Genomic DNA, 16,110 nt, shown 5'->3' with positions numbered 1-16,110 from the left:
CGGATGATGCGAGGCTTTGTCATGAAAATGTCAGCCGCTTAGCGGATGTAGGCCTGCGCGTAGCCCGTGCTGTGCACCGCAGACAACCCGGCCTGCGCGGACGCTGCATCTGCAAACGGCCCGACCCGCAGACGCTGCATGGTTTGGCCGTTGTGCGACACTCTCGCCGCCCGCACGGCCAGACCGGCAGAGGCAAGCCGGCTCACTGCGGCCTGCGCCTTTTCCGCACTCGAGAACACACCGATTTCCACGTAGCTTTTGGCGTTATCGCTGCCTTTTGTGGACAGGACCGCAGTGCGATGCTCTGCTTGGTTGGCGTAGCTGACGCGGACATCGGTCGGCGGATAGGGATCGGTGCCGCGGTAGGCAATTGCAGGATCTTTGACAGTGTGACGGTACTTCGCGGTCCAGAGGTTCTTTGGGAATGGCTGGGTCGGATTAGCGCGGGTGATCAAGCGACGCGGCACCTGGTTCGTCCATGCTTTTTGTGTGTCGCGGTACCCCTGCACGGTCTGCACAGCGCGATAGGGGTTCAACCGGTCGTCCTCCCACGCGGGCTTGTAGCCGACAGGCACGTGCGCCGTCTGTGCGATCTGGCGTTCTTCATACAGATGGCGCGGTACGATGCGCGTGTCGGGGGACAGGGACGAACCCTGCCAAGATGAGCGATTGTGGTACACGTTTTTGCCCGCGGCGGGTGCTTCGCCTCGGCGCACAACGGGGACTGCGGGCGTCGCCTGCGGACCGCACCGGATCGCTATGCGCTTACCGTTCACCACGCGAGAGGTATGTCCGGCGGCGCAGGCCTGTTGCATTGGAACACGCACATGTTTCGCAGACACGGGCGCGGAGGTCACGGGAACCCGGCGCACCACGCGTGGCGGCTCCGCCGCGATGGGTTTGGAGGCCGGTGCCTTGACCACCTGCGGGGCAGGACGCGGCGCTGTCACCACGCGTGGCGCGCTGGTGGCGGACGTACGGACCACGGGTGACGGGGCCGGAGCTGGCGGCGTGTCGAGCGTGATCTGCTTCGGCGCGGCTCGCGGTGCGGGCGCGGCAGGTGCAGCAGCGGTGACCGTTGTGCGGCCGCCAAAGGTCGGTGTCTGGTTGCAGACCTGGCTGCGAGCACGTGTCACACGCGGCACCCAGGTGACGTTGCCATCATAGCCTGCCCGCACAAAGGCGCAGCCCGAGTTATCCACAAACTGCCGCCCTTCGTAGCTGGCCGGCGGAAAGTTCACAGGCATGCCTGACTGCGCATTGGCAGGAAGTGCGAAGCCGGCGAAATAGGACAAAATTGTGGCGCATAGCGCCGTTTTCGTAATCGTCATGTCTGCCCCCACAGATGTGACCTGCACCATGCAGTATCAGCTTTAACCTGTAAAGCTTTGTAAATACAGGCCTTGCCAAGAATCCACTGGACTCCTGTGGTGAATCAAGCGGTGGTATCCGCGCGCCCCAGAATCGCCTTATTTTGAGCGTGAGGTAAAGGTGGTTAATGGAAACGGTGTATTTCCAAGCCGCATAAATTGGTGCGAAACGCTCCACAAACCGCGTGCCGAAGGCGAGACAGCCTTCCGTTTTCGGTCAGACTCGGGCTCGAAAACGAATCCCTCGTGGAACGGGCCAGATATGTTCCGACGCCACCTCGAACGGAAAAGGCCAGCGGAACTGCCGCCGGCCTCTATATGGGTTGCCTGACAATTCGCGTTTATGCGGTGCCGAACATACGGTCGCCCGCGTCGCCCAGACCGGGCACGATGTAGCCCTTCTCGTTGAGCTTTTCGTCCAAGGCAGCCGTGACGACCGGCACATCCGGATGCGCCTCTTTCATGCGCGCGACGCCCTCGGGCGCAGCCAGCAAACACAGGAAGCGAATGTCCTTTGCGCCAGCCGCTTTCACCATGTCGATAGCCGCCGCAGAGGAATTGCCGGTGGCCAGCATGGGATCAACGACGATGGTGACGCGGTCCTCCATGCGCTGCGGCAACTTGTTGTAATATTCCACAGGCTGCAGCGTTTCCTCGTCCCGATAGAGGCCGATAAAGCCCACGCGCGCCGCCGGGATGAGTTCCAGGATGCCATCCAGCAAACCGTTGCCCGCCCGCAGGATCGAAACCAGTGCCAGCTTCTTGCCCTCGATCATCGGGGCGTTCATTTCGCACATGGGCGTCTCGATACGCACGTCTGTCATCGGCAGTTCACGAGTGACCTCGTAGGCCAGAAGGTGGCTTATCTCGCGCAGCAACTGGCGGAAAGAGGCGGTCGAGGTGGTCTTGTCCCGCATGATGGACAGCTTGTGTTGGACCAGCGGGTGATCGACGACGGTGAGGTGCTCTGTCATGGGCGCTCCAGTTGCTTGGTGATCGCCTCGCGCGTGGCCTTGTCGCAGAAGGCCGCGCCGATGGCGGTCGCGTTCAATTCTCGGAACACCTCTTCGCCCCAGCCGAAGGTCTTCGCAAGGGCCGCGTACTCCTGACGCATGGTCGTATGGAAAAATGGTGGATCATCGGTCGAAATGGTGACGTTCACACCGCGATCGCGCAGTTTCTGGATCGGATGATCCTTCAACGCGGGGAACACCCCGAGGAAGACGTTGGAGCCGGGGCAGACCTCCAGCGTAATGTCCTGCTCTGCCAGCATCTCCAGCAGGGCGATGTCGGTGTAGGCGTTCACGCCGTGGCCGATCCGGGACACGCCGAGATCCTCGACCGCGTCGCGCACCTCCTGTGGGCCGTTCCATTCGCCGGCGTGGGTGGTCAGCTGCAAGCCCGCTTCGCGCGCGCAATCGAAGGCCCAGGCGAAATCACGTTGCTTGCCCTGCTTTTCGTCCCCGCCCATGCCAAAGCCGGTGATAAACCCACCGGCGGTCTCGGCGGCGCAGCGCGCGGCGGCCCTGGCTTGATCCGGGCCGTTGTGACGGATGCAAGTGACGATGCCACGCAGGGTGATGCCGAAATCCCGCTCTGCCGCAGTGGCAGCATCCTCGATCGCGTGAAGATATTCCTTCCACGCGCCCACGTCGCCGCCGCCACAGAAGTCCGGGCTGATGAAGGTCTCTTGATAGACAACGTCGTTTTCGGCGCTTTTCTCCAGCACGGCGGTGCAGAGGCGGGCAAAATCCTCCGGTTTTTTCAGAACAGAGGTTGCGGCCTCGTAAACTTCGAGGAAGTGCCAGAAATCGCGGTAATCATAGGAGCCGTCGGGCCGGAAGATCTTGGAGATATCGACCTTCTTTTCCTTGGCCAGGCCCCGGATGAAGGCAGGCGGCGCCATACCTTCGAAATGGGTGTGCAGCTCGACCTTGGGGAGATGCACGATGTGATGCAGCTCTTCCTCGGTCATGGGTTCATTGGGATCACGGTCAGTCACAGAAAGCTCCTCCCCGGCCCTTGCGCCGGTATGTTCAAATGCGCCGCGATGGAGGCGGCGACGTCCGCAAAGCCCACCTGCCCGATCTGGCCCGCGCCGCACCCGGCCACAAGCACAGGCACGCGTTCGCGCGTGTGATCGGTGCCTGTCCAGGTGGGGTCGTTGCCATGATCCGCGGTGATGAGCAACAGGTCGCCCGCGCGCATCAGCGGCAGCAGGCGTCCGATCTGCGCGTCGAACCATTCGAGATGGCGGGCGTAGCCGGACACGTTGCGACGATGACCATAGAGCGAATCAAATTCAACGAAGTTGGCAAAGGTCAGCGAGCCGTCCGCCATGGTATCGACAGCCGCGAAAAGCTGTTCCATCAGAACGTCGTCCGGACCTTTGGCGACCGTATCGATGCCTTCCATGGTGAAGATGTCACCGATCTTGCCGATGGCATGGACGGCACGGCCTGCGTCCTGCACCCAGTTGGTCAGGATCGGTTCCGGTGGAGTGATCGCGTAGTCGTGACGGTTGGCGGTGCGTTGGTAGCTGCCCTCCTCGCCCACGAAGGGGCGGGCGATGACGCGCCCCACCTTCATCGCGTGCAGTGTTGGCGCGATGCGTTCGCACAGGTCGAGCAGCCGGTCCAGGCCGAAGTGTTCCTCATGCGCGGCGATCTGAAAGACGCTGTCGGCGGAGGTGTAGCAGATCGGCTGACCTGTGCGCACATGCTCTGCACCGAAGCGGTCGAGCATGACGGTGCCGGAGCCGTGACAATTGGCCAGCGTGCCATCGACGCCGGCGATGTCGCAGGCCTTGGCGATCAGATCGGCTGGGAAAGCGGGCTGTGTGTCGGGAAAATAGTGCCAGTCCCACGGCACCGGCAGCCCGGCAAGTTCCCAATGACCCGAGGGGGTGTCCTTGCCCTTCGATTGCTCGGTGGCCGCGCCCCAGCGGGCATTGACCGGGTCCGCGATCATGGCAGACCGATGCGCGCCACTGGCCAGATCGGCCGCGTGGAACAGGCCGAGCTTTGCCAGGTTGGGCAGGTGCAGCGGCCCGCTGCGCCCGTCTTCGGCCTGCCCTGCCGCGCAGGCATCGACGATATGGCCCAGCGTGTCGGCCCCGGTGTCGGGACGTGTGTCATTGAAATAGCTGTCTGCGTCCGGCGCGCCGCCGATGCCCACAGAATCCATCACCACGAGGAACGCGCGGCTCATGCTACACGCTCCAGCACAAGTGGGCGCGGCGAAGGCGCATCGCCGTAGGTTATGGCTGCGCGTACGGCGGCGGCGGCGCGGTCAGCCTGCCCCTCGCGGGCGGCATGGACACGGGCCAGGGGCTGGCCTTTTTCAACTTTCGCGCCGACCCTCACAATCTCGGTCACGCCGACGGCCGGATCGACCGTGTCGGTCTCTACCCGCCGTCCACCGCCAAGATCGACCACCACCAGCCCAAGTGCCTCCCCGTCGATGGCGCTGACCGTGCCACTTTCGACCGCTGCGACCTCTTGGATCACTGGGGCCTCGGGCAGGAAGCGCTGCCAATCCTCGACAAAACCCAACGGGCCGCCAAGCTCGTACACCATCTTGCCGAACCGTTCCGCCGCGGCGCCGCTGTCCAGCGCCTGTTCCAGCTTGGCCATACCATCCTCGATGCCTGCGGTGGCCAGCAGCTCAGCGCCAAGCGAGAGGCTGAGGTCACGCAGGGGGCCGGACCGCGCACCGGTCAGCACCTCCATGCACAGGTCGACTTCCAGCGCGTTGCCAAGCGAGGGCACAAGCGGCTGGTCCATATCCGTGATCAGCGCCGTGGTCGGGCAACCTGCTGCATTTGCGGTCCCCACCAAAGCCTGTGCCAGCGCGCGTGCATCTTGCGCAGTCTTCATGAATGCCCCGGAGCCACATTTCACGTCCAGAACAAGAGATTGCAGCCCGGCGGCGAGCTTCTTGGACAGAATCGATGCCGTGATAAGGTCGAGGCTTTCGACCGTCGCAGACACGTCGCGCACGGCGTAGAGCCGCTTGTCCGCTGGGGCGATATCGCCAGACGCGCTGACAATGGCGCAGCCCACATCGCTCACGATGCGGCGCAGGCGGGCCTCATCCGGCGCGACCGAATAGCCGGGAATGGCCTCAAGCTTGTCAAGCGTTCCACCGGTATGCCCCAGCCCCCGACCAGAGATCATTGGCACGTAGACGCCGCAAGCCGCCAGCATCGGGGCAAGCACAAGCGACACACAATCGCCGACCCCACCGGTTGAGTGTTTATCCACCACAGGCCCGTCGAGATCCCACTCCAGCACGTGGCCTGAATCGCGCATGGCCAGCGTCAGGGCTACGCGGCCAGCCTCGCTTAGCCCCTGAAGGCAGACGCCCATGGCGAAGGCTCCGGCCTGCGCATCGCTGACACGCCCGTCCGCCAAACCGGCAGCAAACCATGCCAGATCACGCGGCGACGGGGCTTCGCCACGACGCAATTGGCCGATCACCGACCGGGCATCCATCACGCGCGATCCATATGATCGTTGGTGAAGGCCCCCGGCAGCAGATCGCCCACCGTGGTCACCTGTTCGGTCCCATCCACCGTCGCCAGAGTGATCCTGGTTCCAGCCTTGGCGAATTCCATCAGTTTTTGGCGGCACCCGCCGCAGGGCGGCACCGGATTTGGGCTGTCGGCGATGACGTAGGCTTCTGCGATCTCTGTCTCGCCAGCGGCGACCATTGCGGCGATGGCCCCGGCCTCGGCGCAGGTGCCCTCCGGGTAGGCGACGTTTTCCACGTTGCAGCCGACATAAGTTGTGCCGGACGGGGTCAGTAGGGCCGCCCCGACCTTGAAATGAGAGTAGGGCACATAGGCATTTTCACGCACGGCGCGCGCGGCTTCGGCCAGGGACATAAAAGACTCCGTCAATTCAGATGCGGGCAGGATGCGAAGCCGGTCAGGCATTTGCAACCCCGTCCTCGGGGCAGCGCGGGCGGAAAGAAGCTTGTCCATGAGACGCCGGCACACCACGGTATGTCTGGACGAGTTTCGTAGCATTGGTATCAATCCGTTTTATACTGTTAGCGCAATAAGCAACAGACAGCCTTGGCAACGCAGCCCCCCACCTGCTATCGCCGCGGAAAAGAGTTTTGCATAATGGTTTAGTGCTAAACCATATCGCCAAGGACATCGCTGGAGGACCCCGAATGAGCGACCAGACCCCTGACACCGCCAAGGACACTCTCCGCGAAGCGGCGCTGTTCTATCACGAGCATCCCAAGCCCGGAAAACTGGAGATCCGCGCCACCAAGCCGATGGCCAATGGACGTGACCTGAGCCGTGCCTACTCCCCGGGAGTGGCGGAAGCCTGCCTGGAAATTCAGGCAGACCCGACAGCGGCGCGGCGCTACACGACCCGCGGCAATCTGGTTGCAGTGGTCTCGAACGGCACAGCCGTTTTGGGGCTTGGCAACATCGGGGCGCTGGCGTCGAAACCGGTGATGGAAGGCAAGGCGGTGCTGTTCAAGAAGTTCGCCGGCATCGACTGTTTCGATATCGAGGTGGATCAACCGGACCCGGAAAAGCTGGCAGAGATCGTCTGCGCGCTGGAACCGACGTTTGGCGCAATAAACCTCGAAGACATCAAGGCCCCTGACTGCTTTATCGTTGAACAAATCTGCCGCGAGCGGATGAATATCCCAGTGTTTCACGACGACCAGCACGGCACGGCCATCGTTGTCGGCGCGGCGGCCACCAATGCGTTGCATGTGGCAGGCAAGAAGTTCGAGGACATCAAGGTCGTCTCCACCGGCGGTGGGGCTGCGGGCATCGCCTGTTTGAACATGCTGCTGAAGCTGGGTGTGAAGCGCGAGAACATCTGGCTTTGCGATATTCACGGGCTGGTTTACCAGGGCCGCGAAGAGGACATGAACCCGCAAAAGGCGGCCTTTGCGCAAGCGTCTGACAAGCGCGCGCTGGCCGATGTGATTGAGGGTGCCGACCTTTTCCTTGGGCTGTCCGGTCCGAATGTCCTGAAGCCCGAAAATGTTCAGACGATGGCGAAGCGTCCGATCATCTTTGCGCTCGCCAACCCCAATCCAGAAATCATGCCCGATGTCGCCCGCGCCGCAGTACCTGACGCGATCATCGCCACAGGCCGCAGCGATTTCCCGAACCAGGTCAACAATGTGCTGTGCTTCCCCTTCATTTTCCGAGGGGCACTGGATGTTGGCGCGACGACCATCAACGACGAGATGGAGGTCGCCTGCGTCGAGGGCATTGCGGCCCTTGCTCGCGCCACCACAAGCGCAGAAGCCGCTGCGGCCTACCGTGGCGAGCAGCTGACATTCGGCGCCGATTACCTGATTCCAAAGCCTTTCGATCCGCGCCTGTCGGGCGTCGTGTCCACGGCTGTCGCGAAGGCCGCGATGGAAACCGGTGTGGCCGAACGGCCGCTGGATGACCTGAAGGCGTACAAGCAAAAGCTCGACGCCTCGGTCTTCAAATCCTCGCTGTTGATGCGCCCAGTGTTCGAGGCTGCCGCCACCGCCTCGCGCCGCATCGTGTTTGCCGAGGGGGAGGATGAGCGCGTGCTGCGCGCGGCGCAGGCCATCCTTGAGGAAACCACCGAACAGCCGATCCTGATCGGTCGCCCCGAGGTGATGGAGGCCCGCTGCGAACGCTTTGGCCTGAAGGTCCGCCCCGGAATCGATTTCCACATCGTGAACCCGGAAAACGATCCGCGCTATCGGGATTACTGGGAAACCTATCATCACATCATGTCGCGTCGCGGTGTGACACCCGATCTTGCCCGTGCGATCATGCGCACCAATACCACCGCCATCGGCGCGGTGATGGTGCAACGCGACGAAGCGGATTCGATGATCTGCGGCACCTTCGGCGAATATCGTTGGCATCTGAATTACATTCGGCAGGTGTTGGGCACCAAGACACTGACACCCCAAGGCGCGCTGTCGTTGATGATCCTGGAAGATGGCCCGCTGTTCATTGCGGACACCCACGTCAACAGCCGCCCCACCCCGGATGAACTGGCGCGCGCCGCAATCGGAGCGGCGCGTCACGTGCGGCGGTTCGGCCTGACACCCAACGTCGCACTGTGTTCACAGTCGTCGTTTGGCAACCACACCGAAGGCTCCGGCCAGAGGCTGCGTGAAGCGCTGGAAATCCTCGACGCGCAAGACTGCGATTTCTGCTACGAAGGCGAAATGAACGTGGATGCGGCGCTGGACGCCGATCTGCGCTCACGCCTGTTGCCAGGCAACCGTATGGAGGGCGCGGCGAATGTGCTGCTCTTTGGCCATGCGGACACGGCTTCGGCCACGCGCAACATCCTGAAAACGAAAGCAGGCGGGCTGGAAGTGGGGCCGATCCTGATGGGCATGGGCAACCGCGCGCATATTGTGACGCCGTCGATCACCGCGCGCGGCTTGCTGAACATGGCGGCCATCGCCGGCACGCCGGTTCAGCACTACGGCTGACAAGCCATCAAAAATTATGGGGCGGGGATCAATTCCCCGTCCTGCAACGACCAGACCTGCTGACATTTTGGCGCCCCGACACGGCCGCAAAGCGACCCTTTGAGCGTCAGCCGCACCGACCCTGGCGCCTCCGCGGCCACGTCCCGCACTGCGTTCAGGAAAACACGGGTGAACCCGTCATCGTTCGCCTGCCATATGGACGTCAGACAGCCAGCAGGACCACAGACGAGATCCTGTGCGGTAGAACAGCTTAGCGCGCCATGGCGCAGCACAAGATCCTTGCCCGCCGCTCCATCAAGGTCAATCGCCTCGGCATAGTCGTCGCCGACGGAGACCTCCCCGCCCAGAGCGCCGCAGGCCGCGCGCATGTCGCGAAGCACCGCCGCAGCCGGATCGGCCATCGTGCGGGCCGCCAGTTCCTGCGCGGCAAAGTCCGGCTGAGGGCACACTGCCTCCACCGCGGAAATCGCATCGCTGGAGCCGGACAGCGACATCTGCCAGACCGTGGGCGGCACGTCGACGGTTTCCCAATAGCGCAATTCCAGACGCGTCCCGGCCTTTAGCCCCTCGATCCCCGGGAGGTGGCTTTTGGTCATCGGTGCCTCAAAGGTGCCAAGGCCCGTGGTCTGGAAGGCCAGCGGCGGCATAACGCGCACGCCGGCAAAGGCCTGCACATCCAGTTCGGACCGCGCCAAGAGATCGGGATTGCCTTCAGCACGCAAACCGAACCGCAGAGGGTTTCCAGCATCACAGGACAATCCGAAACACAGCCGCTCTGCCGCCGGATCGCCAGTACCATCGGCGCAGACATAGGCCGCATAGCGTCCCGCCTCTGGCCCTTCTTGGTAGCTCCACTGCGCCTGCGCCGCCGATGAAATACCCACAGATATGACCGCTGCCGTTGCAAATGCCCGCATGAATGTGCTCCCGCCTGTTGCGTTCAAAACGCCATGACAAGGCATCCAGGTCAAGCATCCCCCTGAGTCGGAGATTTGCAATACCTCCGCAAAGCACTTTGCAAAGCGGACATAAATTCGCAGAGCAAAGCCGGAAATTCAGAGTATTTGCAAATATTTGCAGATCATTAAACGCGGATTTCGCAAAGCCCTGCGATATTCTGTCATGTCATACGCCAACAGACTTGCGACAGCGCCCCGCCACCCCCTAAGCCTGATGGCGAAGGTATTACAGGAGGAGGGCCCCATGGGGTATTCAGAGGTTTACAATGCTTGGGCATCCGATCCAGAGGCGTTTTGGATGGAGGCCGCGCAAGCCATCGACTGGGATCAAGCGCCGACGAAGGCGCTGACCAATGTCGGTGAACATATGTACGAATGGTTCGCCGATGGCATGGTGAACACCTGCTGGAACGCCGTGGACCGCCACGTTGCACAGGGCCGGGGCGAACAAACCGCCATTATCCACGACAGCCCGATCACCCAGACTAAGCGAGAAATATCTTACGTCGAACTGCGCAACCGCGTTGCCATGCTGGCCGGCGCGTTGCGGGAAAAAGGCATCGAAAAGGGCGATCGCGTCATCATCTACATGCCGATGATCCCCGAAGCGCTGGAAGCCATGCTGGCCTGCGCTCGTCTGGGCGCTGTGCACTCGGTCGTCTTTGGCGGGTTTGCCGCGCATGAACTGGCCGTGCGGATCGACGATGCCAAACCGAAAGCGATTATCGCGGCGTCTTGCGGGGTCGAACCCGGACGCGTCGTGCATTACAAGCCGTTGCTGGACGATGCCATCGAGCAGGCCGCCCACAAGCCCGACTTTTGCGTCATCTTCCAGCGGGAGCAAGAGGTTGCGAAACTGGTCGAAGGACGCGACTTCAATTGGCACGGCTTTCAATACGGCGTGAAGCCCGCCGACTGCGTACCGGTCGAAGGCAACCACCCGGCCTATATCCTCTATACCTCCGGCACGACGGGGCAGCCCAAGGGTGTTGTGAGACACACCGGCGGTCATCTTGTGGCGCTGAACTGGTCGATGAAGAACATATACAACGTCGACCCCGGCGACGTGTTCTGGGCGGCCTCTGACGTGGGGTGGGTCGTCGGCCACAGCTACATCTGCTACGGTCCGCTGATCCACGGCAACACGACAATCGTCTTCGAAGGCAAACCCGTGGGCACCCCAGACGCAGGCACATTCTGGCGTGTCATCTCTGAACATAAGGTGAAATCGTTCTTTACCGCGCCCACCGCATTCCGAGCCGTAAAGCGCGAAGATCCCAAAGGCGAATATGTCGGAAAATATGACCTGTCCGGCCTGAAGACCGTCTACCTCGCGGGCGAGCGTGCCGATCCGACCACTATAGAATGGGCACAAGACCAACTGAAAGTGCCTGTCATCGACCATTGGTGGCAAACCGAAACCGGCTGGGCCATCGCCGCGAACCCTGTCGGAATCGAAGAATTGCCGGTCAAGCTTGGCTCCCCCACCGTGCCGATGCCGGGCTACGATGTGGTGATCCTGGACGAGGCGGGGCATCCGGTGCCGACGGGCAAACTCGGGGCAATCGCCATCAAGCTGCCCTTGCCGCCCGGCACATTGCCGACGCTGTGGAATGCCGAAGACCGTTTCCGCAAGGCCTATCTCAATCACTTCCCCGGCTACTACGAAACCGGCGATGCGGGCATGATTGACGAGAACGGCTATGTCTCGATCATGGCGCGCACGGATGATGTCATCAATGTAGCCGGCCACCGCTTGTCCACCGGCGCAATGGAGGAGGTGCTGGCCTCGCACGCCGATGTGGCTGAATGCGCCGTGATCGGTGTGGAGGACGACCTAAAAGGGCAGCTTCCCATGGGATTCCTGTGCCTGTCCTCCGGCGTGAACCGCCCCCATGAGGACATCGTGAAAGAATGCGTGACGCTGGTGCGCCAACAGATCGGACCTGTGGCGGCGTTCAAGCTGGCCTGCGTTGTGGATCGGCTGCCCAAAACCCGTTCCGGCAAAATTCTGCGTGCCACCATGGCCAAGATAGCCGATGGCGAGACGGTCAAGGTGCCCGCGACAATCGATGACCCCGCCATTCTGAACGAAATCAAAGAGGCGCTTCAGGGTCTTGGGTACGCAAAGTAGGCTGTTTCCCCCGCCAAGATGATTGGCGGGGCTTTCCGGCCACGCACCAGCGCTTGGATTGCGGTGTCACACCTTCGGGGCATCTGGCGCGCTTGGTCGAGCAGGCGATGTGGTGACTGAACCACATCGCCCTGACTTAGCCGCTGGCTTGCTGGACATCAGCATCATCCGATCCGCTTTTTGGCACGACCAAAGGGATGCGACTGCGGATCGACCGTTCCACCAGTTTTTCAGCCTTGCGCACGGACAGCGTCGGGCGCACCCGTTGATGATCGTGCCACCGGGCTTCGGCCCAGCCGAGGGTTTCAGCCAGATCGACGCGCTGCGCGGAGGCCATCTCCTGCAAGGACAGCGGCTCGGGCAGGATGCTTTCGACGCCTGCCCCTTCTACCAGCAGCAAGGTGTGCCTGGCACAGGCAATGTGGACATAGTCCAGACCGGGCAGCGACGGCATGACCCGAACCCCCGGCAGCCCGGTCAAGGCCAAGGCCGGCACCAGAGCCTCCTCCTCGCCGACGATCCGTTTCACCTGCCGTGACCGCACAAGCACCCGATGCTGTGGCGAAAGCATCACCGCGCGTTCGGGCACCCCCGGCCCCAGAGCATCGCGTCCGATCCGAATCGGGCGTTTGCGCGTGTTGGACATCTGTTCCGCCCAGCTGATCCGAGAGGTTCCTACCCAAAGCACAGGCTCCGCCCTGCCCTCCGTGGTCAGAACCAGATCGCCCGAAGCGAGCGTTTCAACCGGGCGCCCGCCGCCGGGTGTGGCTATGATACAGCCGGTCACGAAACACATATGAGCCCCCTTCGTGTGTTGCGACACCCCGAACGGCAGCAATGCGCGTTCAATCCGCGTCGCCCGCCCAGGTGATGAACGCCACTATCCGCGAGACTGGTAAACTCGAAGTTCACGACGAACCGCTTTCCACAAATGGCGCTTTTCAGATCCGCTTTTACGGCGTGAAGACGACCGAGACTGTCGGATCACCCGGCAGGCCGACATAGGTCACGCTGGCCCCACCCTGCGCCTTGGCCGGTGGCAAAAGCGGCCCGATCGAGCCGACGGAGATCAAATCGCCAGCCTTCAGGACATACCCCTTCGACATCAGCCAAAGCACGGAGTTCACAGGATTTCCCAAGACGGATGCGCCGGATGCCTCTGCCATCACGGCCCCCGTGGCATCGCGCACGGTCACCTGCATCCCGGCCAACGCGTCGAGCATTGCGGCCGGGTCTTCGACAGGGATTTCTGCCCCCATGACACCCAGCCGAGGGGCAACGCCCATGGCGGTCAAGGTCACCCCATTGATCGGCTGGTCTTCGGCCACAGTGAGATCAGGCAGCTCGATGAAGGGCCGAACCGCGGAGACATGGGCCATCACCTCCTCCGGCGTCTGCGCTTCGTTCACCTGCGAATCGTTTATGACCAGCAAAAGGTCGGCCTCGAACAAAGGACGTGCGCCAAAAGCCATGGGCACTTCGGCGCCATCTTCGAGCAGCATCTTCTCATATAGAACGCCACCCACCGGTTCTGTTGCGCCGAAACGTGCCTGCACAGGGGCTGACGTCAGCCCTGCCTTGTACCCGACGATCGGCCCCAGCTTGGGCTGCATCGCCTCCGACAGTTTGGCCTGCGTGCAACGGGCGTCTTCCATTGTACCGTCTGGCACGAGCGCTTGCGTCGGCACCTTAGCTTCGAAATCAGCGACGAAAGCTGCGATGGCCGCGTCGCTTGCGCACTCTGCCCCGGCTGATCCGGCGCACAGGATGGATATGCCAAGGCTGGCAAGAAAACGGTTCATGAAACTTCCTCCCTTTGGAGGGATGCGACTCCCCCATACGAAAGACTATAGCTGACACTCCACCTATGGGTGAATTATGTCAGCCGTCGGAGGACATTTTCGCGTAGCTGGCAGAGCTGGCCGGCAAGGCCTCAGGTTTAAACGAATTGCTCGCTGATCAGGCGTTCTTCGAGACCATGACCCGGGTCGAACAACACACGGTGGCGCACATCAGGCTCTGATCGGATGTGGACCTGCACCACGTTGCGCACGGCGACACTGTCTGCCTCCGCCATGACCGGGCGTTTGTCGGCTTCCAAGACTTCGAATCCGACCTCCGCCGATTTTGGCAGCAGCGCGCCCCGCCAGCGCCGTGGACGAAACGCCGCAACAGCGGTCAGCGCCAGCACATCCGAGCCAATGGGCAAGATCGGGCCGTGCGCACTGTAATTGTAAGCCGTCGATCCCGCAGGCGTCGCCACAAGCGCACCGTCGCACACCAATTCGGACAAGCGCACCTTGCCATCCACACTGATCCGCAGCTTGGCGGCCTGCGGCCCAGCGCGCAGCAAGGACACCTCGTTGATCGCCAGGCCGCGATGCTCGGTCCCATCGGCACAAAGGGCGCGCATTCCGAGCGGATTGATAACCCCTTCTTCGGCAGATTGCAGCCGCTCCACCAGCCCGTGCTCCGAATACTCGTTCATCAAGAAGCCAACGGTGCCCCGGTTCATCCCGTAGACCGGCGCCGGGTTGTCCTGCGTGCGGTGCAGGGTATGCAGCATGAAGCCGTCACCCCCAAGGGTCACGATAACGTCGGCGCCCTGTTCGTTGTGGTCGCCGTAGCGTCGGGACAAGGACGTCCGCGCCGCTTGGGCGATCGGCGCGCGTGAGGCGCAAAAGGCGATCCGTAACGACATATGTCCTCCAGCGGGGGCTTCGCGCGGTTTCCTGTCCGCGCCTTGAGGAGCGGATCGAACCACATTCGCTTAGAATGGGCCAGACGTGCCGCTAGAATATTCCACTAAGTCGTTTTGCCGTATTTGACCCCGCCGCGCTTTCCGGTACGAGAACGTCAAACCTACCCTGACAGGAGATCAGACACATGGCTGCCAATGGTTTCTTCACCGAAGACCTCGCCGACCGCGATCCCGAACTCTTTGCCTCCATCACCGGCGAACTGGGCCGCCAGCGCGACGAGATCGAGCTGATCGCTTCGGAAAACATCGTCTCTCGTGCCGTCATGCAGGCGCAAGGGTCGGTCATGACCAACAAATATGCCGAAGGTTACCCCGGCAAGCGCTACTACGGCGGCTGTGACTGGGTCGACGTGGCAGAAAATCTCGCCATCGACCGCGCCAAGCAGCTGTTCAACTGCGAATTCGCCAACGTGCAGCCGAATTCCGGCTCTCAGGCCAACCAAGGTGTATTCACCGCGCTGCTGCAGCCCGGCGACACCATCCTCGGCATGTCGCTGGACGCGGGCGGCCACCTGACCCACGGTGCCAAGCCGAACCAATCCGGCAAGTGGTTCAACGCCATCCAGTACGGCGTGCGCAAACAGGACAACCTGCTTGATTACGACGAAGTTCAGGCGCTCGCGACCGAGCACAAACCGAAGCTGATCATCGCCGGTGGCTCTGCCATTCCGCGCCAGATCGATTTTGCCAAAATGCGCGAAATCGCGGATTCCGTGGGCGCATATCTGCACGTGGACATGGCGCACTTTGCCGGTCTCGTGGCGGCGGGTGAGCACCCCTCGCCCTTCCCCCACGCACATGTGGCGACCACAACCACGCACAAGACCCTGCGCGGTCCGCGCGGCGGGATGATCCTGACCAACGACGAAGCACTGGCAAAGAAGTTCAACTCTGCCATCTTCCCGGGCATCCAGGGCGGTCCGTTGATGCATGTCATCGCAGGCAAGGCCGTGGCCTTTGGCGAGGCGCTTCGCCCAGAGTTCAAGGACTACATCAAGGATGTGGTCAACAATGCGCAGGCTCTGTCCGATCAGCTGATCAAAGGCGGCCTCGACACCGTGACCCACGGCACAGACACCCACGTGGTGCTGGTCGATCTGCGCCCCAAGGGCGTGAAGGGCAATGCCACAGAGAAGGCTCTGGGTCGTGCGCACATCACGTGCAACAAGAACGGCGTGCCGTTTGACCCCGAGAAGCCGATGGTCACCTCCGGCATCCGTCTTGGCTCCCCGGCGGGCACCACCCGTGGCTTTGGCGAGGCCGAGTTCCGCCAGATCGCGGACTGGATCATCGAAGTGGTCGATGGACTTGCTGCCAATGGCGAAGACGGCAACGGCGAAGTCGAGGCCAAGGTGAAGGCTGAGGTCGAAGCCCTCTGCGCCAAATTCCCGATCTATCCGACGCTCTGATTTC

General features: G+C 62.3%; 13 protein-coding genes. 3 read left to right on the top strand and 10 right to left on the bottom strand.

Features of this window, described 5'->3' with window-relative positions; all coding sequences use genetic code 11:
• Positions 1-38 precede the first annotated feature (38 nt).
• The 6 genes from J4E08_RS07940 to J4E08_RS07915 all read right to left on the bottom strand — a co-directional run bounded on the left by J4E08_RS07940 (position 39) and on the right by J4E08_RS07915 (position 6,258).
• Positions 39-1,331: an SPOR domain-containing protein gene (locus J4E08_RS07940; protein WP_349538015.1), complete on the bottom strand. Its 1,293-nt coding sequence runs from the start codon at positions 1,329-1,331 to the stop codon at positions 39-41.
• A gap of 380 nt (positions 1,332-1,711) precedes the next feature.
• Positions 1,712-2,344 (bottom strand): uracil phosphoribosyltransferase, encoded by a 633-nt coding sequence (upp, locus tag J4E08_RS07935; RefSeq protein WP_349538014.1) that lies wholly within the window; start codon positions 2,342-2,344, stop codon positions 1,712-1,714.
• Positions 2,341-3,345, bottom strand: coding sequence for an adenosine deaminase (locus J4E08_RS07930; protein ID WP_349538477.1), 1,005 nt, complete (start codon positions 3,343-3,345; stop codon positions 2,341-2,343). The genes upp and J4E08_RS07930 overlap by 4 nt, the downstream gene beginning before the upstream one ends.
• 23 nt (positions 3,346-3,368) lie before the next feature.
• Positions 3,369-4,580 carry a phosphopentomutase gene (locus J4E08_RS07925; RefSeq protein ID WP_349538013.1) on the bottom strand — a complete coding sequence of 404 codons (1,212 nt, stop codon included), beginning with the start codon at positions 4,578-4,580 and terminating at the stop codon, positions 3,369-3,371.
• Positions 4,577-5,866: a thymidine phosphorylase gene (locus J4E08_RS07920; RefSeq protein ID WP_349538012.1), complete on the bottom strand. Its 1,290-nt coding sequence runs from the start codon at positions 5,864-5,866 to the stop codon at positions 4,577-4,579. The genes J4E08_RS07925 and J4E08_RS07920 overlap by 4 nt, the downstream gene beginning before the upstream one ends.
• On the bottom strand, positions 5,866-6,258 hold the full coding sequence (locus tag J4E08_RS07915) for a cytidine deaminase (protein WP_349538011.1): 393 nt from the start codon (positions 6,256-6,258) through the stop codon (positions 5,866-5,868). The genes J4E08_RS07920 and J4E08_RS07915 overlap by 1 nt, the downstream gene beginning before the upstream one ends.
• Before the next feature lie 293 nt (positions 6,259-6,551).
• Here J4E08_RS07915 and J4E08_RS07910 point away from each other — a divergent pair, with 293 nt between their 5' ends.
• On the top strand, positions 6,552-8,843 hold the full coding sequence (locus tag J4E08_RS07910) for an NADP-dependent malic enzyme (RefSeq protein ID WP_349538010.1): 2,292 nt from the start codon (positions 6,552-6,554) through the stop codon (positions 8,841-8,843).
• 14 nt (positions 8,844-8,857) lie between these two features.
• Here J4E08_RS07910 and J4E08_RS07905 read toward each other — a convergent pair whose 3' ends face one another.
• Positions 8,858-9,760 carry a hypothetical protein gene (locus J4E08_RS07905; protein ID WP_349538009.1) on the bottom strand — a complete coding sequence of 301 codons (903 nt, stop codon included), beginning with the start codon at positions 9,758-9,760 and terminating at the stop codon, positions 8,858-8,860.
• Between the two features lie 286 nt (positions 9,761-10,046).
• On the opposite strand from J4E08_RS07905, the gene prpE reads away from it, so the two are divergent.
• The gene (prpE, locus tag J4E08_RS07900; RefSeq protein WP_349538008.1) at positions 10,047-11,936 is read left to right on the top strand and encodes a propionate-CoA ligase PrpE; all 1,890 of its coding nucleotides are present in this window, start codon (positions 10,047-10,049) and stop codon (positions 11,934-11,936) included.
• 136 nt (positions 11,937-12,072) lie between these two features.
• Here prpE and J4E08_RS07895 read toward each other — a convergent pair whose 3' ends face one another.
• The 3 genes from J4E08_RS07895 to J4E08_RS07885 form a co-directional block, all read right to left on the bottom strand.
• Positions 12,073-12,732, bottom strand: a complete 660-nt coding sequence (locus J4E08_RS07895; protein ID WP_349538007.1) for a Hint domain-containing protein — start codon at positions 12,730-12,732, stop codon at positions 12,073-12,075.
• A 157-nt stretch (positions 12,733-12,889) separates the two neighbouring features.
• Positions 12,890-13,738, bottom strand: coding sequence for a 2-keto-4-pentenoate hydratase (locus J4E08_RS07890; RefSeq protein ID WP_349538006.1), 849 nt, complete (start codon positions 13,736-13,738; stop codon positions 12,890-12,892).
• Between the two features lie 137 nt (positions 13,739-13,875).
• A complete protein-coding gene (locus tag J4E08_RS07885; protein WP_349538005.1) occupies positions 13,876-14,637 on the bottom strand; it encodes an NAD kinase in 762 nt (253 codons plus the stop codon).
• A gap of 185 nt (positions 14,638-14,822) precedes the next feature.
• Between J4E08_RS07885 and glyA the strand changes: the two genes are divergently transcribed.
• Entirely contained in the window at positions 14,823-16,106 is a 1,284-nt protein-coding gene (glyA, locus tag J4E08_RS07880) for a serine hydroxymethyltransferase (RefSeq protein ID WP_183963939.1), read from the top strand.
• The last annotated feature ends 4 nt before the right edge of the window (positions 16,107-16,110 follow it).

Origin of the sequence: Sagittula sp. NFXS13 (genome assembly GCF_040148795.1) — a bacterium.
In the GTDB taxonomy this organism is placed as follows: Bacteria; Pseudomonadota; Alphaproteobacteria; order Rhodobacterales; family Rhodobacteraceae; genus Sagittula; species Sagittula marina.
The sequence above is the reverse complement of the archived record's forward strand: the minus strand, read 5'-3'. Positions and strand labels throughout refer to the sequence as shown.